This is a genomic window from Nocardioides sp. 616 (assembly GCF_002930065.1).
Taxonomy (GTDB): Bacteria; Actinomycetota; Actinomycetes; order Propionibacteriales; family Nocardioidaceae; genus Nocardioides; species Nocardioides houyundeii.
The window spans coordinates 25,147-37,946 of record NZ_POAG01000015.1 but is presented as its reverse complement, the minus strand read 5'-3'; the positions used below and the strand labels follow the sequence as shown (position 1 = coordinate 37,946).

At 73.1% G+C, this 12,800-nt stretch carries 16 protein-coding genes; 6 read left to right on the top strand and 10 right to left on the bottom strand.

The window, feature by feature from the left end; all coding sequences use genetic code 11:
* Positions 1 to 8: 8 nt before the first annotated feature.
* From C5H89_RS06050 to C5H89_RS06040, 3 genes are read right to left on the bottom strand one after another with little or no spacing between them, the layout of a single operon-like run.
* Positions 9 to 929 carry an NAD(P)-dependent oxidoreductase gene (locus tag C5H89_RS06050; protein ID WP_104106155.1) on the bottom strand — a complete coding sequence of 307 codons (921 nt, stop codon included), beginning with the start codon at positions 927 to 929 and terminating at the stop codon, positions 9 to 11.
* On the bottom strand, positions 926 to 1,711 hold the full coding sequence (locus tag C5H89_RS06045; protein WP_104106154.1) for a class I SAM-dependent methyltransferase: 786 nt from the start codon (positions 1,709 to 1,711) through the stop codon (positions 926 to 928). Before C5H89_RS06045 ends, C5H89_RS06050 begins: the two co-directional genes overlap by 4 nt.
* Positions 1,708 to 2,715 carry a methylenetetrahydrofolate reductase gene (locus C5H89_RS06040; RefSeq protein ID WP_104106153.1) on the bottom strand — a complete coding sequence of 336 codons (1,008 nt, stop codon included), beginning with the start codon at positions 2,713 to 2,715 and terminating at the stop codon, positions 1,708 to 1,710. The genes C5H89_RS06045 and C5H89_RS06040 overlap by 4 nt, the downstream gene beginning before the upstream one ends.
* Before the next feature lie 112 nt (positions 2,716 to 2,827).
* Here C5H89_RS06040 and C5H89_RS06035 point away from each other — a divergent pair, with 112 nt between their 5' ends.
* Complete coding sequence (locus tag C5H89_RS06035; protein ID WP_104106152.1) at positions 2,828 to 3,316, top strand: flavodoxin family protein; 489 nt, start codon at positions 2,828 to 2,830, stop codon at positions 3,314 to 3,316.
* Positions 3,317 to 3,323: 7 nt separating this feature from the next.
* Here the strand turns inward: C5H89_RS06035 and C5H89_RS06030 are convergent, their stop codons facing one another.
* From C5H89_RS06030 to C5H89_RS06010, 5 genes are all read right to left on the bottom strand, one after another.
* Complete coding sequence (locus C5H89_RS06030) at positions 3,324 to 4,085, bottom strand: amino acid ABC transporter ATP-binding protein (protein ID WP_104106151.1); 762 nt, start codon at positions 4,083 to 4,085, stop codon at positions 3,324 to 3,326.
* On the bottom strand, positions 4,082 to 4,960 hold the full coding sequence (locus tag C5H89_RS06025) for an amino acid ABC transporter permease (RefSeq protein WP_240181735.1): 879 nt from the start codon (positions 4,958 to 4,960) through the stop codon (positions 4,082 to 4,084). The genes C5H89_RS06030 and C5H89_RS06025 overlap by 4 nt, the downstream gene beginning before the upstream one ends.
* The gene (locus C5H89_RS06020; RefSeq protein ID WP_104106150.1) at positions 4,957 to 5,874 is read right to left on the bottom strand and encodes an ABC transporter substrate-binding protein; all 918 of its coding nucleotides are present in this window, start codon (positions 5,872 to 5,874) and stop codon (positions 4,957 to 4,959) included. Before C5H89_RS06020 ends, C5H89_RS06025 begins: the two co-directional genes overlap by 4 nt.
* Positions 5,875 to 5,941: 67 nt before the next feature.
* Positions 5,942 to 7,219: a glycoside hydrolase family 6 protein gene (locus C5H89_RS06015; RefSeq protein ID WP_104106149.1), complete on the bottom strand. Its 1,278-nt coding sequence runs from the start codon at positions 7,217 to 7,219 to the stop codon at positions 5,942 to 5,944.
* A 94-nt stretch (positions 7,220 to 7,313) separates the two neighbouring features.
* Positions 7,314 to 7,982 (bottom strand): potassium channel family protein, encoded by a 669-nt coding sequence (locus C5H89_RS06010; protein ID WP_205304890.1) that lies wholly within the window; start codon positions 7,980 to 7,982, stop codon positions 7,314 to 7,316.
* Positions 7,983 to 8,115: 133 nt separating this feature from the next.
* Between C5H89_RS06010 and C5H89_RS06005 the strand changes: the two genes are divergently transcribed.
* Positions 8,116 to 8,790 (top strand): VOC family protein, encoded by a 675-nt coding sequence (locus tag C5H89_RS06005; protein ID WP_104106148.1) that lies wholly within the window; start codon positions 8,116 to 8,118, stop codon positions 8,788 to 8,790.
* 10 nt (positions 8,791 to 8,800) lie between these two features.
* Here the strand turns inward: C5H89_RS06005 and C5H89_RS06000 are convergent, their stop codons facing one another.
* Together C5H89_RS06000 and C5H89_RS05995 are read right to left on the bottom strand one after the other, a co-directional pair.
* Positions 8,801 to 9,211 (bottom strand): hypothetical protein, encoded by a 411-nt coding sequence (locus C5H89_RS06000; protein ID WP_104106147.1) that lies wholly within the window; start codon positions 9,209 to 9,211, stop codon positions 8,801 to 8,803.
* 37 nt (positions 9,212 to 9,248) lie between these two features.
* Positions 9,249 to 10,562 carry an SGNH/GDSL hydrolase family protein gene (locus C5H89_RS05995; protein WP_162799245.1) on the bottom strand — a complete coding sequence of 438 codons (1,314 nt, stop codon included), beginning with the start codon at positions 10,560 to 10,562 and terminating at the stop codon, positions 9,249 to 9,251.
* A 62-nt stretch (positions 10,563 to 10,624) separates the two neighbouring features.
* Between C5H89_RS05995 and C5H89_RS05990 the strand changes: the two genes are divergently transcribed.
* The 4 genes from C5H89_RS05990 to C5H89_RS05975 all read left to right on the top strand — a co-directional run.
* Complete coding sequence (locus C5H89_RS05990) at positions 10,625 to 11,143, top strand: gamma carbonic anhydrase family protein (RefSeq protein WP_104106145.1); 519 nt, start codon at positions 10,625 to 10,627, stop codon at positions 11,141 to 11,143.
* Positions 11,144 to 11,234: 91 nt separating this feature from the next.
* Entirely contained in the window at positions 11,235 to 11,774 is a 540-nt protein-coding gene (locus C5H89_RS05985) for a PadR family transcriptional regulator (RefSeq protein ID WP_104106144.1), read from the top strand.
* The gene (locus tag C5H89_RS05980; RefSeq protein WP_104106143.1) at positions 11,771 to 12,448 is read left to right on the top strand and encodes an ABC transporter ATP-binding protein; all 678 of its coding nucleotides are present in this window, start codon (positions 11,771 to 11,773) and stop codon (positions 12,446 to 12,448) included. The genes C5H89_RS05985 and C5H89_RS05980 overlap by 4 nt, the downstream gene beginning before the upstream one ends.
* The coding region (locus C5H89_RS05975) for a hypothetical protein (protein WP_205304889.1) at positions 12,445 to 12,800 on the top strand (356 nt) is incomplete at its 3' end. The genes C5H89_RS05980 and C5H89_RS05975, both read left to right, overlap by 4 nt.

The window sequence follows — 12,800 nt, the reverse complement described above, 5'->3', positions numbered from 1 at the left end:
CCGACCCGTCAGCCTCGCAGGCCGTCCTTCAGCTCGGCCAGCGCCTGGTCGAGGTCGACCTTCGGCTCCCAGCCCCAGCGCCGGGCCCGGTCGGAGCGGATCTGCCCGGTCCAGGCCGGACCCTCCTCCCACACCGGCTCCACGCCCAGCGCCTCGGTCACCGCGCCGTAGTAGTCCCGCAGGGTCGCGGTGCCGCCGACCACGTTGACCGGGGTGCACGCGCCCTCCACCGGTCCGTCGTCCGGGTCGTCGGCGGTCGCCACCAGGCCGGTCGCCACGTCGGCGGCCAGCGCCGCCAGGTCGTCGACGTGCACCCAGGGCCACGACTTCTCCGGCACCGCGTGCCGCTCCGCCTCGTCGCGGGCGATGGCCGCCGGGCGCAGCGTGTTCCACACCGAGGACTCTCCCGCGCCCAGGATCGACGGCGGCCGCAGCAGCACCCGGGTCAGGCCGCTCACCTCGGCCAGCGCCAGGTCCAGGTCCCGCTTGATCACCGGGTAGTCGCCCGCATCGTCGGGCGCCAGCGCAGCGCGCTCGTCGACGTCGCCGACCTCGGGGCGGCGGTCGTAGACGGCCGTCGTCGACAGGTGCACCAGCCGGTCGACCCCCGCCTCGGCGGCGGCCTCGACGATGACCAGGGTGCCGGCGTACCCGACCTCGAGCTGGGTCTGGGCGTCCCCGTCCAGGGGGTGCACGGTGGTGACGAGGGTGTCCGCTCCGGCGACGACGTGGCCGGCGAACGCCGGGTCGGAGAACTCCCCCACCCGCTCCTCGACCCCGGGGATCGCGGGCGCCGTCCCCGGGCGTCGTACGACGGCCCGCACCGTCGCGCCTCGCGCGGCCAGCGCCGCGACGACGTGGCTGCCGACGAGGCCGTTGGCTCCGGTCACGACGACGACGGGCAGGGGCGGGGGGGTGGTGGACGTCATGGCCCCACGATGTCAGACGGCCCTGGCGTACGGCAGGTGAGGAGCACGCCGACGACGAGCTCGTCACCGATCAGCCCGGCGATGGTCTCCTGCTGGGCCTGGGCCCGCTGCCAGCGCTCGTCGTCGCGGTGCTCGCGCGCCACCACCTCCTCGACCCGGGACGCGGCCTCGTCCCAGTCCTCGGGGGTGCCCGCGACGTCGGCCAGCGCGGTCTCGTCGTCCAGCTCGAGCCCGACCGCCCTCAGGTCGGCCACGAGCTCGTCGTGGCTGGGGAAGTGGTTGCCCTCGGGCTGGTCGGGCAGGTCGTCGACGGCCCGGGTGTAGACGAGCAGCCCCACGGCCCCGCCGGGGACCACCGTGCGCCGCAGCTCGCTCAGGTAGGACCGCTTGTCCTCCACGGTGCACAGCACGCCCAGAGACCAGGCGGCGTCGAAGGCCGCGCCCGGGAACGGCAGCCGCAGCCCGTCGGAGACGACGACCGGGTGGCCGAAGAGGCGGCGCGCGGCGCGGCAGGCGCCCTCCATGGGCTCGGCCAGGACCGGGCGTACGCCGTACGAGCGGGCGGCGTACTCCGCGGGACCGCCGACCCCGGCGCCGGAGTCCAGCAGCCGGGTGCCCTGCTGCAGCTCCATCGAGGAGGCCAACCAGTCGAGCGCAGCCGGACTGCCGCTGCCCCGGCACGCGGCCGGCAGGGCATGGTCCTCCCCGAGCTCCGCGACCGCCGAGGCCGTCCACCACGCGATGGTGTCGAACTCGTCGGCCATCGCCTCTGCGTCGCTCATCTGTCCTCCCGGATCCGGTTGCCCACCTCGGCCTTGACCTGTGCTCCGGCCATCGCCCCGGCGCCGGAGCCCAGACCGGACAGGTTGACCCCCGCCACGCCGTCGATGGCCAGCATCGCCCGCGCCTCGCGCACGGCCGCCTCGATGCCCGCGGATCGTACGTCGGAGGCCCCCAGCACCTGCGCCACCTGGGCGTCGTCCAGGTGCAGTCCGGGGAAGTTCTGCAGCAGCCGCGCGGACCGCTCGTCGCTGTAGACCGCGACCGCCGCGATCACCGGGATGGTCAGGCCCAGGGCACGGGAGGCCGCCACGAACGCGGCCACCTCCTCGGGGCTGCGCACGTGGTTGAGGACCGCCAGGTGGGCTCCGGCATGCTGCTTCTGGACCAGGCGGGCGGGCCGCAGGTGTCGCGGGAGCGCCGCGGGCGACTCGGGTACGGCGACCGCGTGGCCGGCCTCGCGGGCCAGCGCGGCGAGCTGGGTGCCGTCGAGGTCGAAGACCTGGGTGACGTCGGGCCGCACGCCCTGGGCGCGCACGTCCCCGGTCACGCACAGCACCCCGTCGACCCCGGCGACGGCGAGCCCGGCGAGCTCCTGCTCCAGCACCAGCCGGTTGCGGTCCCGGCAGGCCAGGGTCACCCAGGCGACGCCGCCGGCCTCGGCGATCAGGGCGGCCATCAGGGTCGGCGGGAAGTCGGGCCGGTTCTGGTGCTCCCCCACCAGCACCGCGTCGCAGGACCCGGCCAGCGTGCGGGTGACGGCGGCGACGCCGGCGGGGTCGAACGGCGGAATGGTGAGGTCGGTGAGCACGACCGGGCCGCGACCGGCAGCGGCCAGCAACGAGCTGCCCGGCAGGGTGGGCTCGCTCGGCGCGCGCTCCCAGACCACGACGGTCGCGTCCGGCCCGGCGAACGGGCACGGCCGCGTGTCGAGCTCGCACGAGGCGTCGTCGCGCACCCCGCCGCACGGCCCGTAGGTCATCGTCTTGGGGCAGCCGAGGACCATTCCCCGACTCTAGACCGACCGGACCGGACTATCTGCCACCTCACACGCGCAAGCACTGGTCGGCGCGGCCCGGGCAGAGGAACGTGGGGGGCATGAAGGACGCACCCCCGTCATGAGCACCTTGGTGGTCTACGAGTCGATGTGGGGCAACACCCGCGCGATCGCCCGGGCGGTGGCACGCGGGTTGGGCCCCGACGTACCGGCGCTCGAGGTCGGGGACGCACCCCCCACGCTCCCCGCGGTCGTCGACCTGCTGGTCGTGGGCGGCCCCACGCACGCGTTCTCCATGAGTCGAGAGTCCACCCGCAAGGACGCCGCCACCAAGGGTGCGGCGCCGGGCCAGGAGGGTCGCGGGATCCGCGAGTGGCTCGAGGCGCAGCCGCCCTCGGACCAGGTCGCGGTCGCCACCTTCGACACCCGGGTCGCGAAGGTGCGCTCCCTCCCCGGGTCGGCGGCCAAGGCAGCCGCCAGGAGCGTGAAGCGGCACCACCTCGGCCGTCTCATCGCGGTGGAGAGCTTCTACGTGGAGGATCTGGAGGGCCCACTGCTCGAGCACGAGATCGAGCGTGCAGAGCAGTGGGGTGCCACGCTCAGCGCGTGACTGACCCTCAACCCCGCTCGCTGAGCACCCGGTCCAGGAACTGCCTGGTCCGGGCCTCGCGAGGGCTGGAGAAGATCTCGGCGGGCGCGCCCTGCTCCAGGATGCGGCCGTCGTCAAGGAAGCAGACCCGGGTCGCCACCTCGCGGGCGAACGACATCTCGTGGGTGGCCAGCACCAGCGTCGTCCCCTCTTCCGCCAGGCTGCGCACCGCGCCCAGCACGTCGCCGACCAGCTCGGGGTCCAGGGCCGCGGTGATCTCGTCGAGCAGCAGCAGCGACGGGCGCGGCGCCAGCGCGCGAACCAGGGCGACCCGCTGCTGCTGGCCGCCGGAGAGCCGGTCGGGGTGCGCGTCGGCCTTGTCGGCCAGACCGAACCTCTTGAGCAGGTCACGCCCGCGCGCCTCCGCCTCCGCGCGCCTCATCCCGTGCACCTTGCGCGGCGCCAGGGTGATGTTGTCCAGCACGCTCAGGTGCGGGAAGAGGTTGTAGGCCTGGAAGACCATCCCCATCTGCGAGCGCACCGCCCGGCGGTCGGTCCGCGGGTCGGAGATGTCGACGCCACCGAGCTCGACCAGGCCGTCGTCGATCTCCTCGAGCAGGTTCAGGCAGCGCAGCAGGGTGGACTTGCCGGAGCCGGAGGACCCGATCAGGCAGATCACGTCACCGGCGGCGACGTCGAGGTCGATGTCGTGCAGCACCACCCGGTCGCCGTAGCTCTTGCGCAGGCCGCGCACCCGCAGGAGCGGGGCGGCGGGGCTCGGGGCGCTCATCGCGCACCCGCCTGCTCCCGGGCCACGACCCGCTTCTGCAGGTGGTCGGTGAGCCGGGCCAACGGGATCGTGATGACCACGAAGAACAGCGCCACCACCACCAGGGGCGTGTCGTTGAAGTTGTAGTTGCCGTAGTCGCGGGCGGCGAAGACGGCGTCGAAGATGCCGACGGTGGAGACCAGCGCGGTGTCCTTCTGCAGGGAGACGAAGTCGTTGAGCAGCGGAGGTACGACGCGACGCACCGCCTGCGGCACCACCACGTGGCGCATGGTCTGGGCGCGGGTCAGCCCCAGCGTCTCGGCACTGGCCAACTGGGAGGGGTGCACCGACTCGATGCCGGAGCGGAAGACCTCAGCGACGTAGGCGCCGTAGGAGAGCACGAGCGCCACCAGCGCCCAGAAGAACCGGTCGTTGGGGACGCCCTGGAGCTGGAGCGCCGGCATCCCGAAGGCCAGCAGCACCACGAGCAGGATGGTCGGGATGCCCCGGAACAGGTCGGTGTAGAGCACCGCCAGCAGCCGCAGGGGCGTCAGCCACGCCACGCGGGCCTGGCGGGCGAGCGCGAGTGCCAGACCGAGCAGCAGGATCAGCGGCTCGGCGATCAGGAACATCTTGACGTTGAGCCAGAAGCCCGCCCAGATGGCCGGGAACGACTCCCGGGCGTGATGGGGGTCGAAGAAGTACTCCTGCACCACTCCCCAGCCGGGCGAGGAGACGACCCCGGCCGCCAACGCCCCGAAGACCACCAGCGTGGTCAGCGTCGCGACGCCGAGTGAACGGCGGTGCCGCGAACGGCGGACCCGGCGCCGCTCGAGCTCACGCTCGCTCGGCTGCCAGGCCTCGCCCGTCGCGGGCGCTGCGTCGGACAGGCTCACTGGAGCTCGGGAACGCCGACCGTGTCGGAGAGCCACTCCTGCTCCAGCTGGGCCAGGGTGCCGTCGGTGTCCATCTCGGCCAGCGCGGCGTCGACGCAGCCGACCAGCTCGCTGCCCTTCTCGAAGAGCAGGCCGAACGTCTCCTGGTCCTCGGAGTCGGGCTGGAACTGGCCGGTGATGGAGGCCTGCGGGATCTCCGCGGCGGTGATGTAGAAGGCGCTGGGCAGGTCCGCGACGATCGCGTCGACCTGGTCGTTCATCATCGCCTGCTTGGCGGCGTTGGTGTCCTCGAAGACGGAGATCTCGGCGTCGGGCTGGATCTGGTCGCGGATCGCGGTCAGCGAGGTGGTGCCGGTCTGGGCGCCGAGGCGCAGGCCCTTGAGGTCCTCCAGGCTGGTGGCCTCAGCGGCCGGGTTGTCCTTCAGCGCGATCACGGCCTGGGCGGCCGAGTAGTAGCCGGAGGAGAAGTCGACGCGCTCGGCACGCTCGGGGGTGACCGAGATCTGGTTGATGTCGAAGTCGAACTCCTTGGGCCCGGGCTTGTAGGAGGTGTTGAACGGCACCGTGACCCAGGTGACGGCGTCGGCGTCGAAGCCGAGGCGCTTGGCCACCTCGTAGGCCACGGCCGACTCGAAGCCCTCGCCGGTGGTGGGGTCGTTGTCGGTGAACCACGGCTCGTACGCCGGGGAGTCCGTGGCGATGGTCAGGGTGCCGGGCTTGCGCACCGCGTCCTCGGCACAGGCCGCGGGCTCGGTGACCTCGGCGTCGCTCGCGCCCGTCTCGCTGTCGGTGGCCGTGTCGTCCGCGTCCTCGGTCGGGGCGCACGCGGAACCCACCAGCAGCAGCGGAGCGAGAGCGAGGGCGCCGACGCGACGGCGTACGGCGGGACGGGCGGAGACGGGGCGAAGGCGCATGGGCGAATCGTAAGTCCTGGTCCACCCACCTTCCGGCGCGGTGATCAGCCGCGGACGCCGGGCACGCCTACCAGGGAGTGGTGCGCGCCATCGCCAGCGCCCGGTCCAGCACGAACGGGTCGTTCTGCATGTTCAGCCACGGTCGGCCGAACCACAGGTAGGCGTCCACATGCTCGGCCGCGGCGGCCGACAGCTCCTCGCCCAGCCCCCAGCGCGGGTTGGCCACGTCGACGGTGGGCGGGATGCCGAGGGTCACGCAGACCCGTTCCCCCGGCGTGCGGCACACGTTGGCGTTGTCGGGGTGGTTGCCGCGGCCCTGGCTGAACTCGAAGCCCTGGCCGTTGGAGGAGGTGTTGATGACGAAGTGCTTGCCGGGGATGCCGCGGCGGGCCAGCTCGGCGACCACCCGGGTGCCGAAGCCGATGTCGTCGGCCACCGCGACGTAGTGGGTGGAGTTGAGCGCGAAGCCGCGGACCTGTCCCACTCCTGCTCGCACCAGGATCTCGGCGGCCTCTGCGGGGTTGTCCTTGGGCCAGTCGGCCGCACCGGCGTCGATGTAGACATGGGTGTTGGGCAGCGCGGCGAACCTGGTGGCGGCGTACTTCACCAGGTCCGAGGGCAGCCGGGAGCCGCCGGGGGCGCACAGCGCGAACGGGCCGTCGGGCTGCAGCACGATGGCGGCGTGGGCTGTGCCGACGCCGGCGGCGAACTCGTCGATCCAGAACCGGTAGCTGGCCTGCTCGGCGGGGGTGGGCAGCCTGCGGCACGCCTCGTGCTCCCACGGGACCATCCGGAACACCGCCATCTGCACCAGGACGTTCGGGTCGCCACCAGTGCTGTTGGCGACGTAGTCCGCGACGTTGGCCCGGATTCTGCGGTCCGGGATCCAGGCACCGAACCACTTGGCCTTGGGGCGCAGCGCGATCTTCGCGAGCAGCTCGCGGTTCGCCCCGCTGGAGTTCACGTACGGCGCCCACGCCTGGTCGCCGGGCCCCTGGTAGACGCCCATGGGGTGCCCGACCAGCGGGTTGTCGCTCGCCGGGGCGGCCTTGCGTGCCGCTGCCTTCTTCTTGGCCCGACGCTTGTCCGCCCGCTGCTTCTTGGTCTCGGCCTTGCCCGCCTTGCCCTGCCCGGTGCCCTGCCCGGCGCCCTGCCCATTGCCGGGCCCGGTCGCCCCGGGGCCGTCGGCGGGCAGCCGCGCCAGCCTCGTCGCCGCCTCGTCCAGGGCGGGCGAGAGCTGCGGCGCCGGAGCGGTGGCGAGCGCCGACACCACGGTGAACGACAGCGCGAAGACGTACTTGACGAGCGCGTCGCGGTGGCCACGGCGGATCTTTGGGAAGAGCACGGGACTCCCAGCGAGAGACGGTTGCGGTGCGTCAGCCCCGCTAGCGAAGGGGCATGACCAGGCACCTTAGCGACCGAGGAAGGATCCGGCTGCCCTAGGACGATTCCCGGTCCCGCCCGGGTCGACGTTCCTCCTCGATGCGGGCGAGCATCCACGAGGCAACGGAGGCAGTCACCGAGCCGACCAGACCGATGCCGACGACCATCAGCACCACGGCCACCGCGCGCCCCTCGAAGGTGACCGGGAACCGGTCGCCGTAGCCGACCGTGGTCACCGTCGTGCAGGCCCACCAGACTGCGTCGCCGAACGACGTGATGTTCGCGCCGGCGGCCTCCTGCTCGGCGTCCAGGACCGCCAGCGCACCGAGGCCCACGGCCATCACCGCCACCGAGGCGGCATAGACCAGGACCCGGCCCGCAAAGTTGCTGGCGGCCGAGCGGTCGAGGATCCGCAGGAGCGCGAGGAGCCGAAGGAGTCGCAGGGGCCGAAGGATCGGCAGCACCACCAGGGCGACGTCGTACCAGTGGCGTGCGGCGTAGGACCTCCGCTCCTGCGCGAGGAACAGGCGGACGGCGAGGTCCACGGCGAAGGCGACCCACACGGCCCACGAGAAGGCGTTCAGGACCGTCCTGAGGTCCGGGTCCAGGCGTGGGTCGAGGACGGGCCAGGCGTAGGCGACCACGAAGGCCAGGGCGAGCAACATCAAGGGGACCTCGGCGCGGCGTTCCCAGGCCGTCACCGCAGCATCGTCGGTCTCTCGCATTCCCTGCCCATCGGATCGTCGAAGCTGTGCCGGTCGAGCACCCGCAGGCGGCATCATCGCCGACCCTCGCTGCGCCGGAGAACAAACGTCTCGGGTGTTGTCGCAGGGACCCGCCAACGGCTTGACTGGACTCATGAGCCTCGTGACCTGGCAGGACCTGTGCATCGACGCCCTCGACGTCGGCGCCCAGTCGCGGTTCTGGTCCGCCGTCGGCGGCTTGGAGGTCGCCGACCCGGCCGACCCCGATCGGCTCAGCGGCCCCACGCCGCGCCACACCGTGTGGGTCAACCAGGTGGACCGGCCGCACCGGGTCAAGAACCGGCTCCACCTCGACGTCGACTGCGCCTCGGTCGACGACCTGGTCGCCCTCGGTGCCACGGTGCTGGCACCGTCCTCGGAGACGGGCTTCGCGTGGACCGTGTTGGCGGACCCCGAGGGCAACGAGTTCTGCGGGTTCGAACGCGGTGCCGACAAGGTGCCGGACTACCGCCTCCACGGCGTGGCTATCGACTGCGCGGACCCCGAGCACCTGGCCCAGTGGTGGGGGGAGCTGTTCGGCGCGGCCCCGACCCGCGACCCCCAGGGCGACTGGTGGACCTTGACCGGCGTCGCCGTCGACGACCGGATGACGCTGGACTTCGGGCCGGTGCCCGAGCCGCGCACCGAGCCCAACCGGTTGCACTGGGACGTCGTGGGGCGGGCCGAGGAGCTGCTCGCCCGGGGCGCGACCCATCTGTGGGACCAGCCGCAGTGGACGGTGCTGGCCGACCCCGAGGGCAACGAGTTCTGCGTGTTCCCGCCGAGCTGACCCGCGCCGGCTAGCGGTCGAGACTGCCCGCCAGCAGACCGGCCCGCACCAGCATCCGCTCCACCCGCTCGCGCTCCAGGTCGCGCAGGACGCCGGGCGGCAGGCAGTCCAGGCGCTGCTCCAGGTCCAGCGCCTCGCAAGCCACGACCAGCACGTCGTCGTACGCCTGCTGCCAGCCGCGCATCCGGGCGACCGGCGTCCCTGCGGGAGCCTGCCGGATCGCCGAGCGGATCCGCCGGGCGTCGGCGGCGATCCGCTGGACCGGCGGGCCGGTCGGGGCCGGCGGCTCGGGAGCAGCGACCCCGAGGCGACGGACCATCCTCCGGGCACGCTCGCGGTAGGCCACCCAGTCAGGCAGCACCCACAGCAGGACCAAGAAGGCGACGACGACGCCCAGCTGGACCAGGAGGCCTACGTCCATCCTCCGATGATCGCTGCAGCCTCCGCGACGCACAAGGTCAGCGCAGGCAGCGGGGCCGCTCGATGGTCTTGTGACGGCCGATCTTCAGGTCGCCGTCGCGCAGCGTCACCTTGGCCTTGACCAGACCGCTGTGCCGCACCGTGCCCGCCTGGGCGGTGACCCGGAACGGCGCCTGCGGGGCCACGGCCACCGGCTGGCCGCCGACGACGAAGCGCACCCGGCCCACCTGGTCGGCCACGCCGCGCAGTCCCAGCCGCACCTTCGTGCCGCCAGTGCAGGAGGCGGTCACCCGCAGCGTCCGACCGTCCGCGCGCAGCGCCGCGAGACGGGTCTCGCGGGTGGGCTGCGCCGCCGCCGTGGGGGTGGCCGTCGGGGTAGCAGTCGGCGACACGGTCGGCGTCGCCGTAGGGCTGGGGGTCGAGGCGGGGCCGCCGGCGCTGACGCACGAGTCGTCGAAGGGCGTCTGCGGGAAGCCCCGGAGGTCCTCCAGGGTGCGGGTCAGGTGCTGGGCCATGGCGGACATGCCGCAGGCCGAGGGGTGCAGCGTGGCGCCGTCGTTGTAGGTGGTGAGCGCCCGGATCCACTGCCGCTCGGGAGCCGCACACACGGTGTGGTCGACCGAGCCGGGGATGTCGCGCATGTCGACGAAATCCACGCCCTGCTCGACGGCCACGGCCTCGAGGGTGTCCGACATCCGGTCGATCTGGCTCTGCACGTAGCCGAACTCCTCCAGCGTCAGCGCACCGCCGAAGACGTCGACGCAGCCGGCGGGCGGCAGGTAGGTGCCGTAGCCGATCACCAGGATCTGCGCATTCGGGGACGCCGTCCTGGCCTCCGTGACCCCCTTGGTCAGCTGGGTCTTCAGGGCGGCGAACTTCGCGGCGTACGGGTCGCCGGAGGTCGGGACGCAGTTCGTGCTGAAGCAGCTGGCCGCCAGCTGCACCAGGCCGATGTCGTTGCCGCCGATGGTGCCGAAGGTGACCAGGGTGGTGTCAGCGTCAAGTGCGTCGAGCTGCCGCGGGTTGGCCGTGCTGCCCGTCCCCTGGGCCGCGAACAGCTCCTTGGTGGTGGCACCCCCGCAGCTGGCGTCAGTGAAGGCCTTGACGTCGAGAGCCTGGGCGAACAGCGTCGAGAAGTTGCGCTCGCTGCGAGTGCACCCCTCGGCGCGCTGCGGCGCGATGCCGGGGCCGGAGGCGAAGGAGTCGCCCAGCGCCACGTAGCGCTCCCCGCCCGGGCCCTTGTCCCAGACCACGCTGAAGCCACCGGCGGCGGCCTGGCTCGGCGGCATCCAGGCCAGGGCAGCCAGCACCGGGACGAGGGCGGACAGCAGCAGCGGAATCGTTCGGCGCACGAACGGACGGTAACACCCCATGTGACCGCAGTCACAGGGGAAGCGTCGCTACGGTTGGCCCCATGCTGATCGCCCTTGGAGACCGCTCCCCCGTCGTGCCCGACTCCGCCTGGGTCGCCCCCAACGCGACCCTGGTCGGCTCCGTCCACCTGGCCGAGGGAGCCTCGGTCTTCTACGGTGCCGTGCTGCGGGCCGACAACGAGCCGATCACCATCGGCCCCGGCTCCAACGTGCAGGACAACTGCGTCTTCCACGTGGACGCGGGCAAGCCGCTGACCCTCGGCGCGGGCGTCTCGGTGGGCCACGGCGCGGTCATCCACGGGGCCACGGTCGGCGACCACGTGCTGGTTGGCATGGGGGCCACGGTGATGAACGGCGCGGTCATCGGCGACGAGGTGCTCATCGCGGCCGGCGCCCTGGTCACCGAGGGCATGCAGGTGCCGCCCCGCACCCTGGTCGCGGGCGTCCCGGGCAAGGTGCGGCGCGAGCTCACCGAGGACGAGATCGTCCGGCTGCACCTCAACGCGGCCATCTACGAGGAGCACCGCGAGCTGCACCGGGGCGCCAAGGTCCTGGACTGACTCCGGACGGGTCCGGGCTCCTCTGACGACGCCCGGCGGGTCCGGGGGAGAAGCACGTCCCCGGACTATTCACAATGTGTATAGTCCCGGCATGAGCGTCTCCCACGTCCTCCTCGGCATCCTGGCCGAGGGCCCGGCCCACGGGTACGACCTGAAGCAGCACCACGACCAGCGCTTCCCCGGGGTGAAGCCGCTGGCCTTCGGCCAGGTGTACGCGGCGCTGGCCAAGCTGGAGAAGGACGGGTTCGTCGAGGCCGTCGAGACCGTCGCCCAGGGTGGCCCGGAGCGGACGGCGTACGCCGTGACCGAGGCCGGGCGGGCCCACCTGGAGCGCTGGCTGGCGGCCACCGAGTCGGCCGGGCCCTACTCGGCCGACGACCTGGTGCGCAAGGCCGTCACCGCGCTGCGCCTGGGCGGCGACGCGGCGGGCTTCCTGGCCGCCCAGCGCCGGGTGCACCTGGCCGCCATGAAGAGCCTGCTGGAGCTCCAGTCGGCAACCGACGACGTGGCCGGGCGCATCGTGATCGACCACACCGTCGAGCACCTCGACGCCGACCTGCGCTGGCTGGAGACTGCTCGCGCCCGAGTCCTTGCCACCGGCTCCGCCCCCGACCGAGAGGCCCGCCCATGAGCGCGCTCGTCCAGGCACACGCGATCCGCAAGTCCTTCAGGCACACCGAGGCGCTGCGCGGGGTCTCCCTCGAGGTCGCCCCCGGCGAGGCCCTGGCGATCACCGGGCCCTCCGGCAGCGGCAAGTCCACGCTGCTGCTCTGCCTGGCCGGGATCCTGCGTCCGGAGGCCGGGGAGGTCTACTACGACGGCACGCCGCTGGGCGGGCTGGGCGACACCGAGCGCACCCGGCTGCGGCGCCGGGAGATGGGGGTGGTGCTGCAGTTCGGTCAGCTCGTCCCCGAGCTGACGGTCGTCCAGAACGTCGCACTGCCGCTGTTGCTGGACAAGCACGAGCGCCCCTCGGCGCACCGCGCGGCGCTGGCCTGGCTGGAGCGTCTCGGCGGCCTCGAGCTTGCCGACGCCTCCCCCGCCGAGCTCTCCGGCGGCCAGGCGCAGCGGGTGGCGGTGGCCCGCGCCCTGGTGGCCGGGCCCCGGGTGATCTTCGCCGACGAGCCCACCGGCGCGCTGGACACCGTGGCCGGCGAGCAGGTGCTCGGCCAGCTGCTCGAGGCGGTCCGCGGCACGGGCGCCGCCCTGGTGCTGGTCACCCACGACAACCGGGTGGCCGCCCGGGCCGACCGCGAGGTCGCGGTGCTCGACGGCGTCATCGCGGGCACCGGGGTGCTCTCGTGATCGCGCTGGCACTGACCTTCCTGCGCAACGCCGGCTACGGGCGACCGGTGCTGGTGGCGGCGTGCACCGCCGTGGTCTCCGGGCTGCTGCTGGTGACCCTGACCCTGGTGCTCTTCGGCCTCGACCCGTCGTACGACGCGGAGCTCAGCCAGCTGGTGCTCGAGGGCGAACTGCGCGCGGGCCTGATGGTGGCCCTGGCGCTGACCTGCCTCGCCCCGTTGATGCTGCTGCAGCAGGTGCTGCGGCTGGGCAGCGCGAGCCGGGAGCGGCGACTCGCCGCCCTGCGGGTGGCCGGAGCCACCCAGGCGGAGGTCCGCCGGCTCGGCGCGCTGGAGGTCGCGGCCCCGGCGCT

Bases quoted from the DNA above. Each gene is read 5' to 3' on its own strand.
- C5H89_RS06050 (WP_104106155.1), bottom strand. From the start codon at position 929: ATGACGTCCACCACCCCCCCGCCCCTGCCCGTCGTCGTCGTGACCGGA.
- C5H89_RS06045 (WP_104106154.1), bottom strand. From the start codon at position 1,711: ATGAGCGACGCAGAGGCGATGGCCGACGAGTTCGACACCATCGCGTGG.
- C5H89_RS06040 (WP_104106153.1), bottom strand. From the start codon at position 2,715: ATGGTCCTCGGCTGCCCCAAGACGATGACCTACGGGCCGTGCGGCGGG.
- C5H89_RS06035 (WP_104106152.1), top strand. From the start codon at position 2,828: ATGAGCACCTTGGTGGTCTACGAGTCGATGTGGGGCAACACCCGCGCG.
- C5H89_RS06030 (WP_104106151.1), bottom strand. From the start codon at position 4,085: ATGAGCGCCCCGAGCCCCGCCGCCCCGCTCCTGCGGGTGCGCGGCCTG.
- C5H89_RS06020 (WP_104106150.1), bottom strand. From the start codon at position 5,874: ATGCGCCTTCGCCCCGTCTCCGCCCGTCCCGCCGTACGCCGTCGCGTC.
- C5H89_RS06010 (WP_205304890.1), bottom strand. From the start codon at position 7,982: ATGCGAGAGACCGACGATGCTGCGGTGACGGCCTGGGAACGCCGCGCC.
- C5H89_RS06005 (WP_104106148.1), top strand. From the start codon at position 8,116: ATGAGCCTCGTGACCTGGCAGGACCTGTGCATCGACGCCCTCGACGTC.
- C5H89_RS06000 (WP_104106147.1), bottom strand. From the start codon at position 9,211: ATGGACGTAGGCCTCCTGGTCCAGCTGGGCGTCGTCGTCGCCTTCTTG.
- C5H89_RS05990 (WP_104106145.1), top strand. From the start codon at position 10,625: ATGCTGATCGCCCTTGGAGACCGCTCCCCCGTCGTGCCCGACTCCGCC.
- C5H89_RS05985 (WP_104106144.1), top strand. From the start codon at position 11,235: ATGAGCGTCTCCCACGTCCTCCTCGGCATCCTGGCCGAGGGCCCGGCC.
- C5H89_RS05980 (WP_104106143.1), top strand. From the start codon at position 11,771: ATGAGCGCGCTCGTCCAGGCACACGCGATCCGCAAGTCCTTCAGGCAC.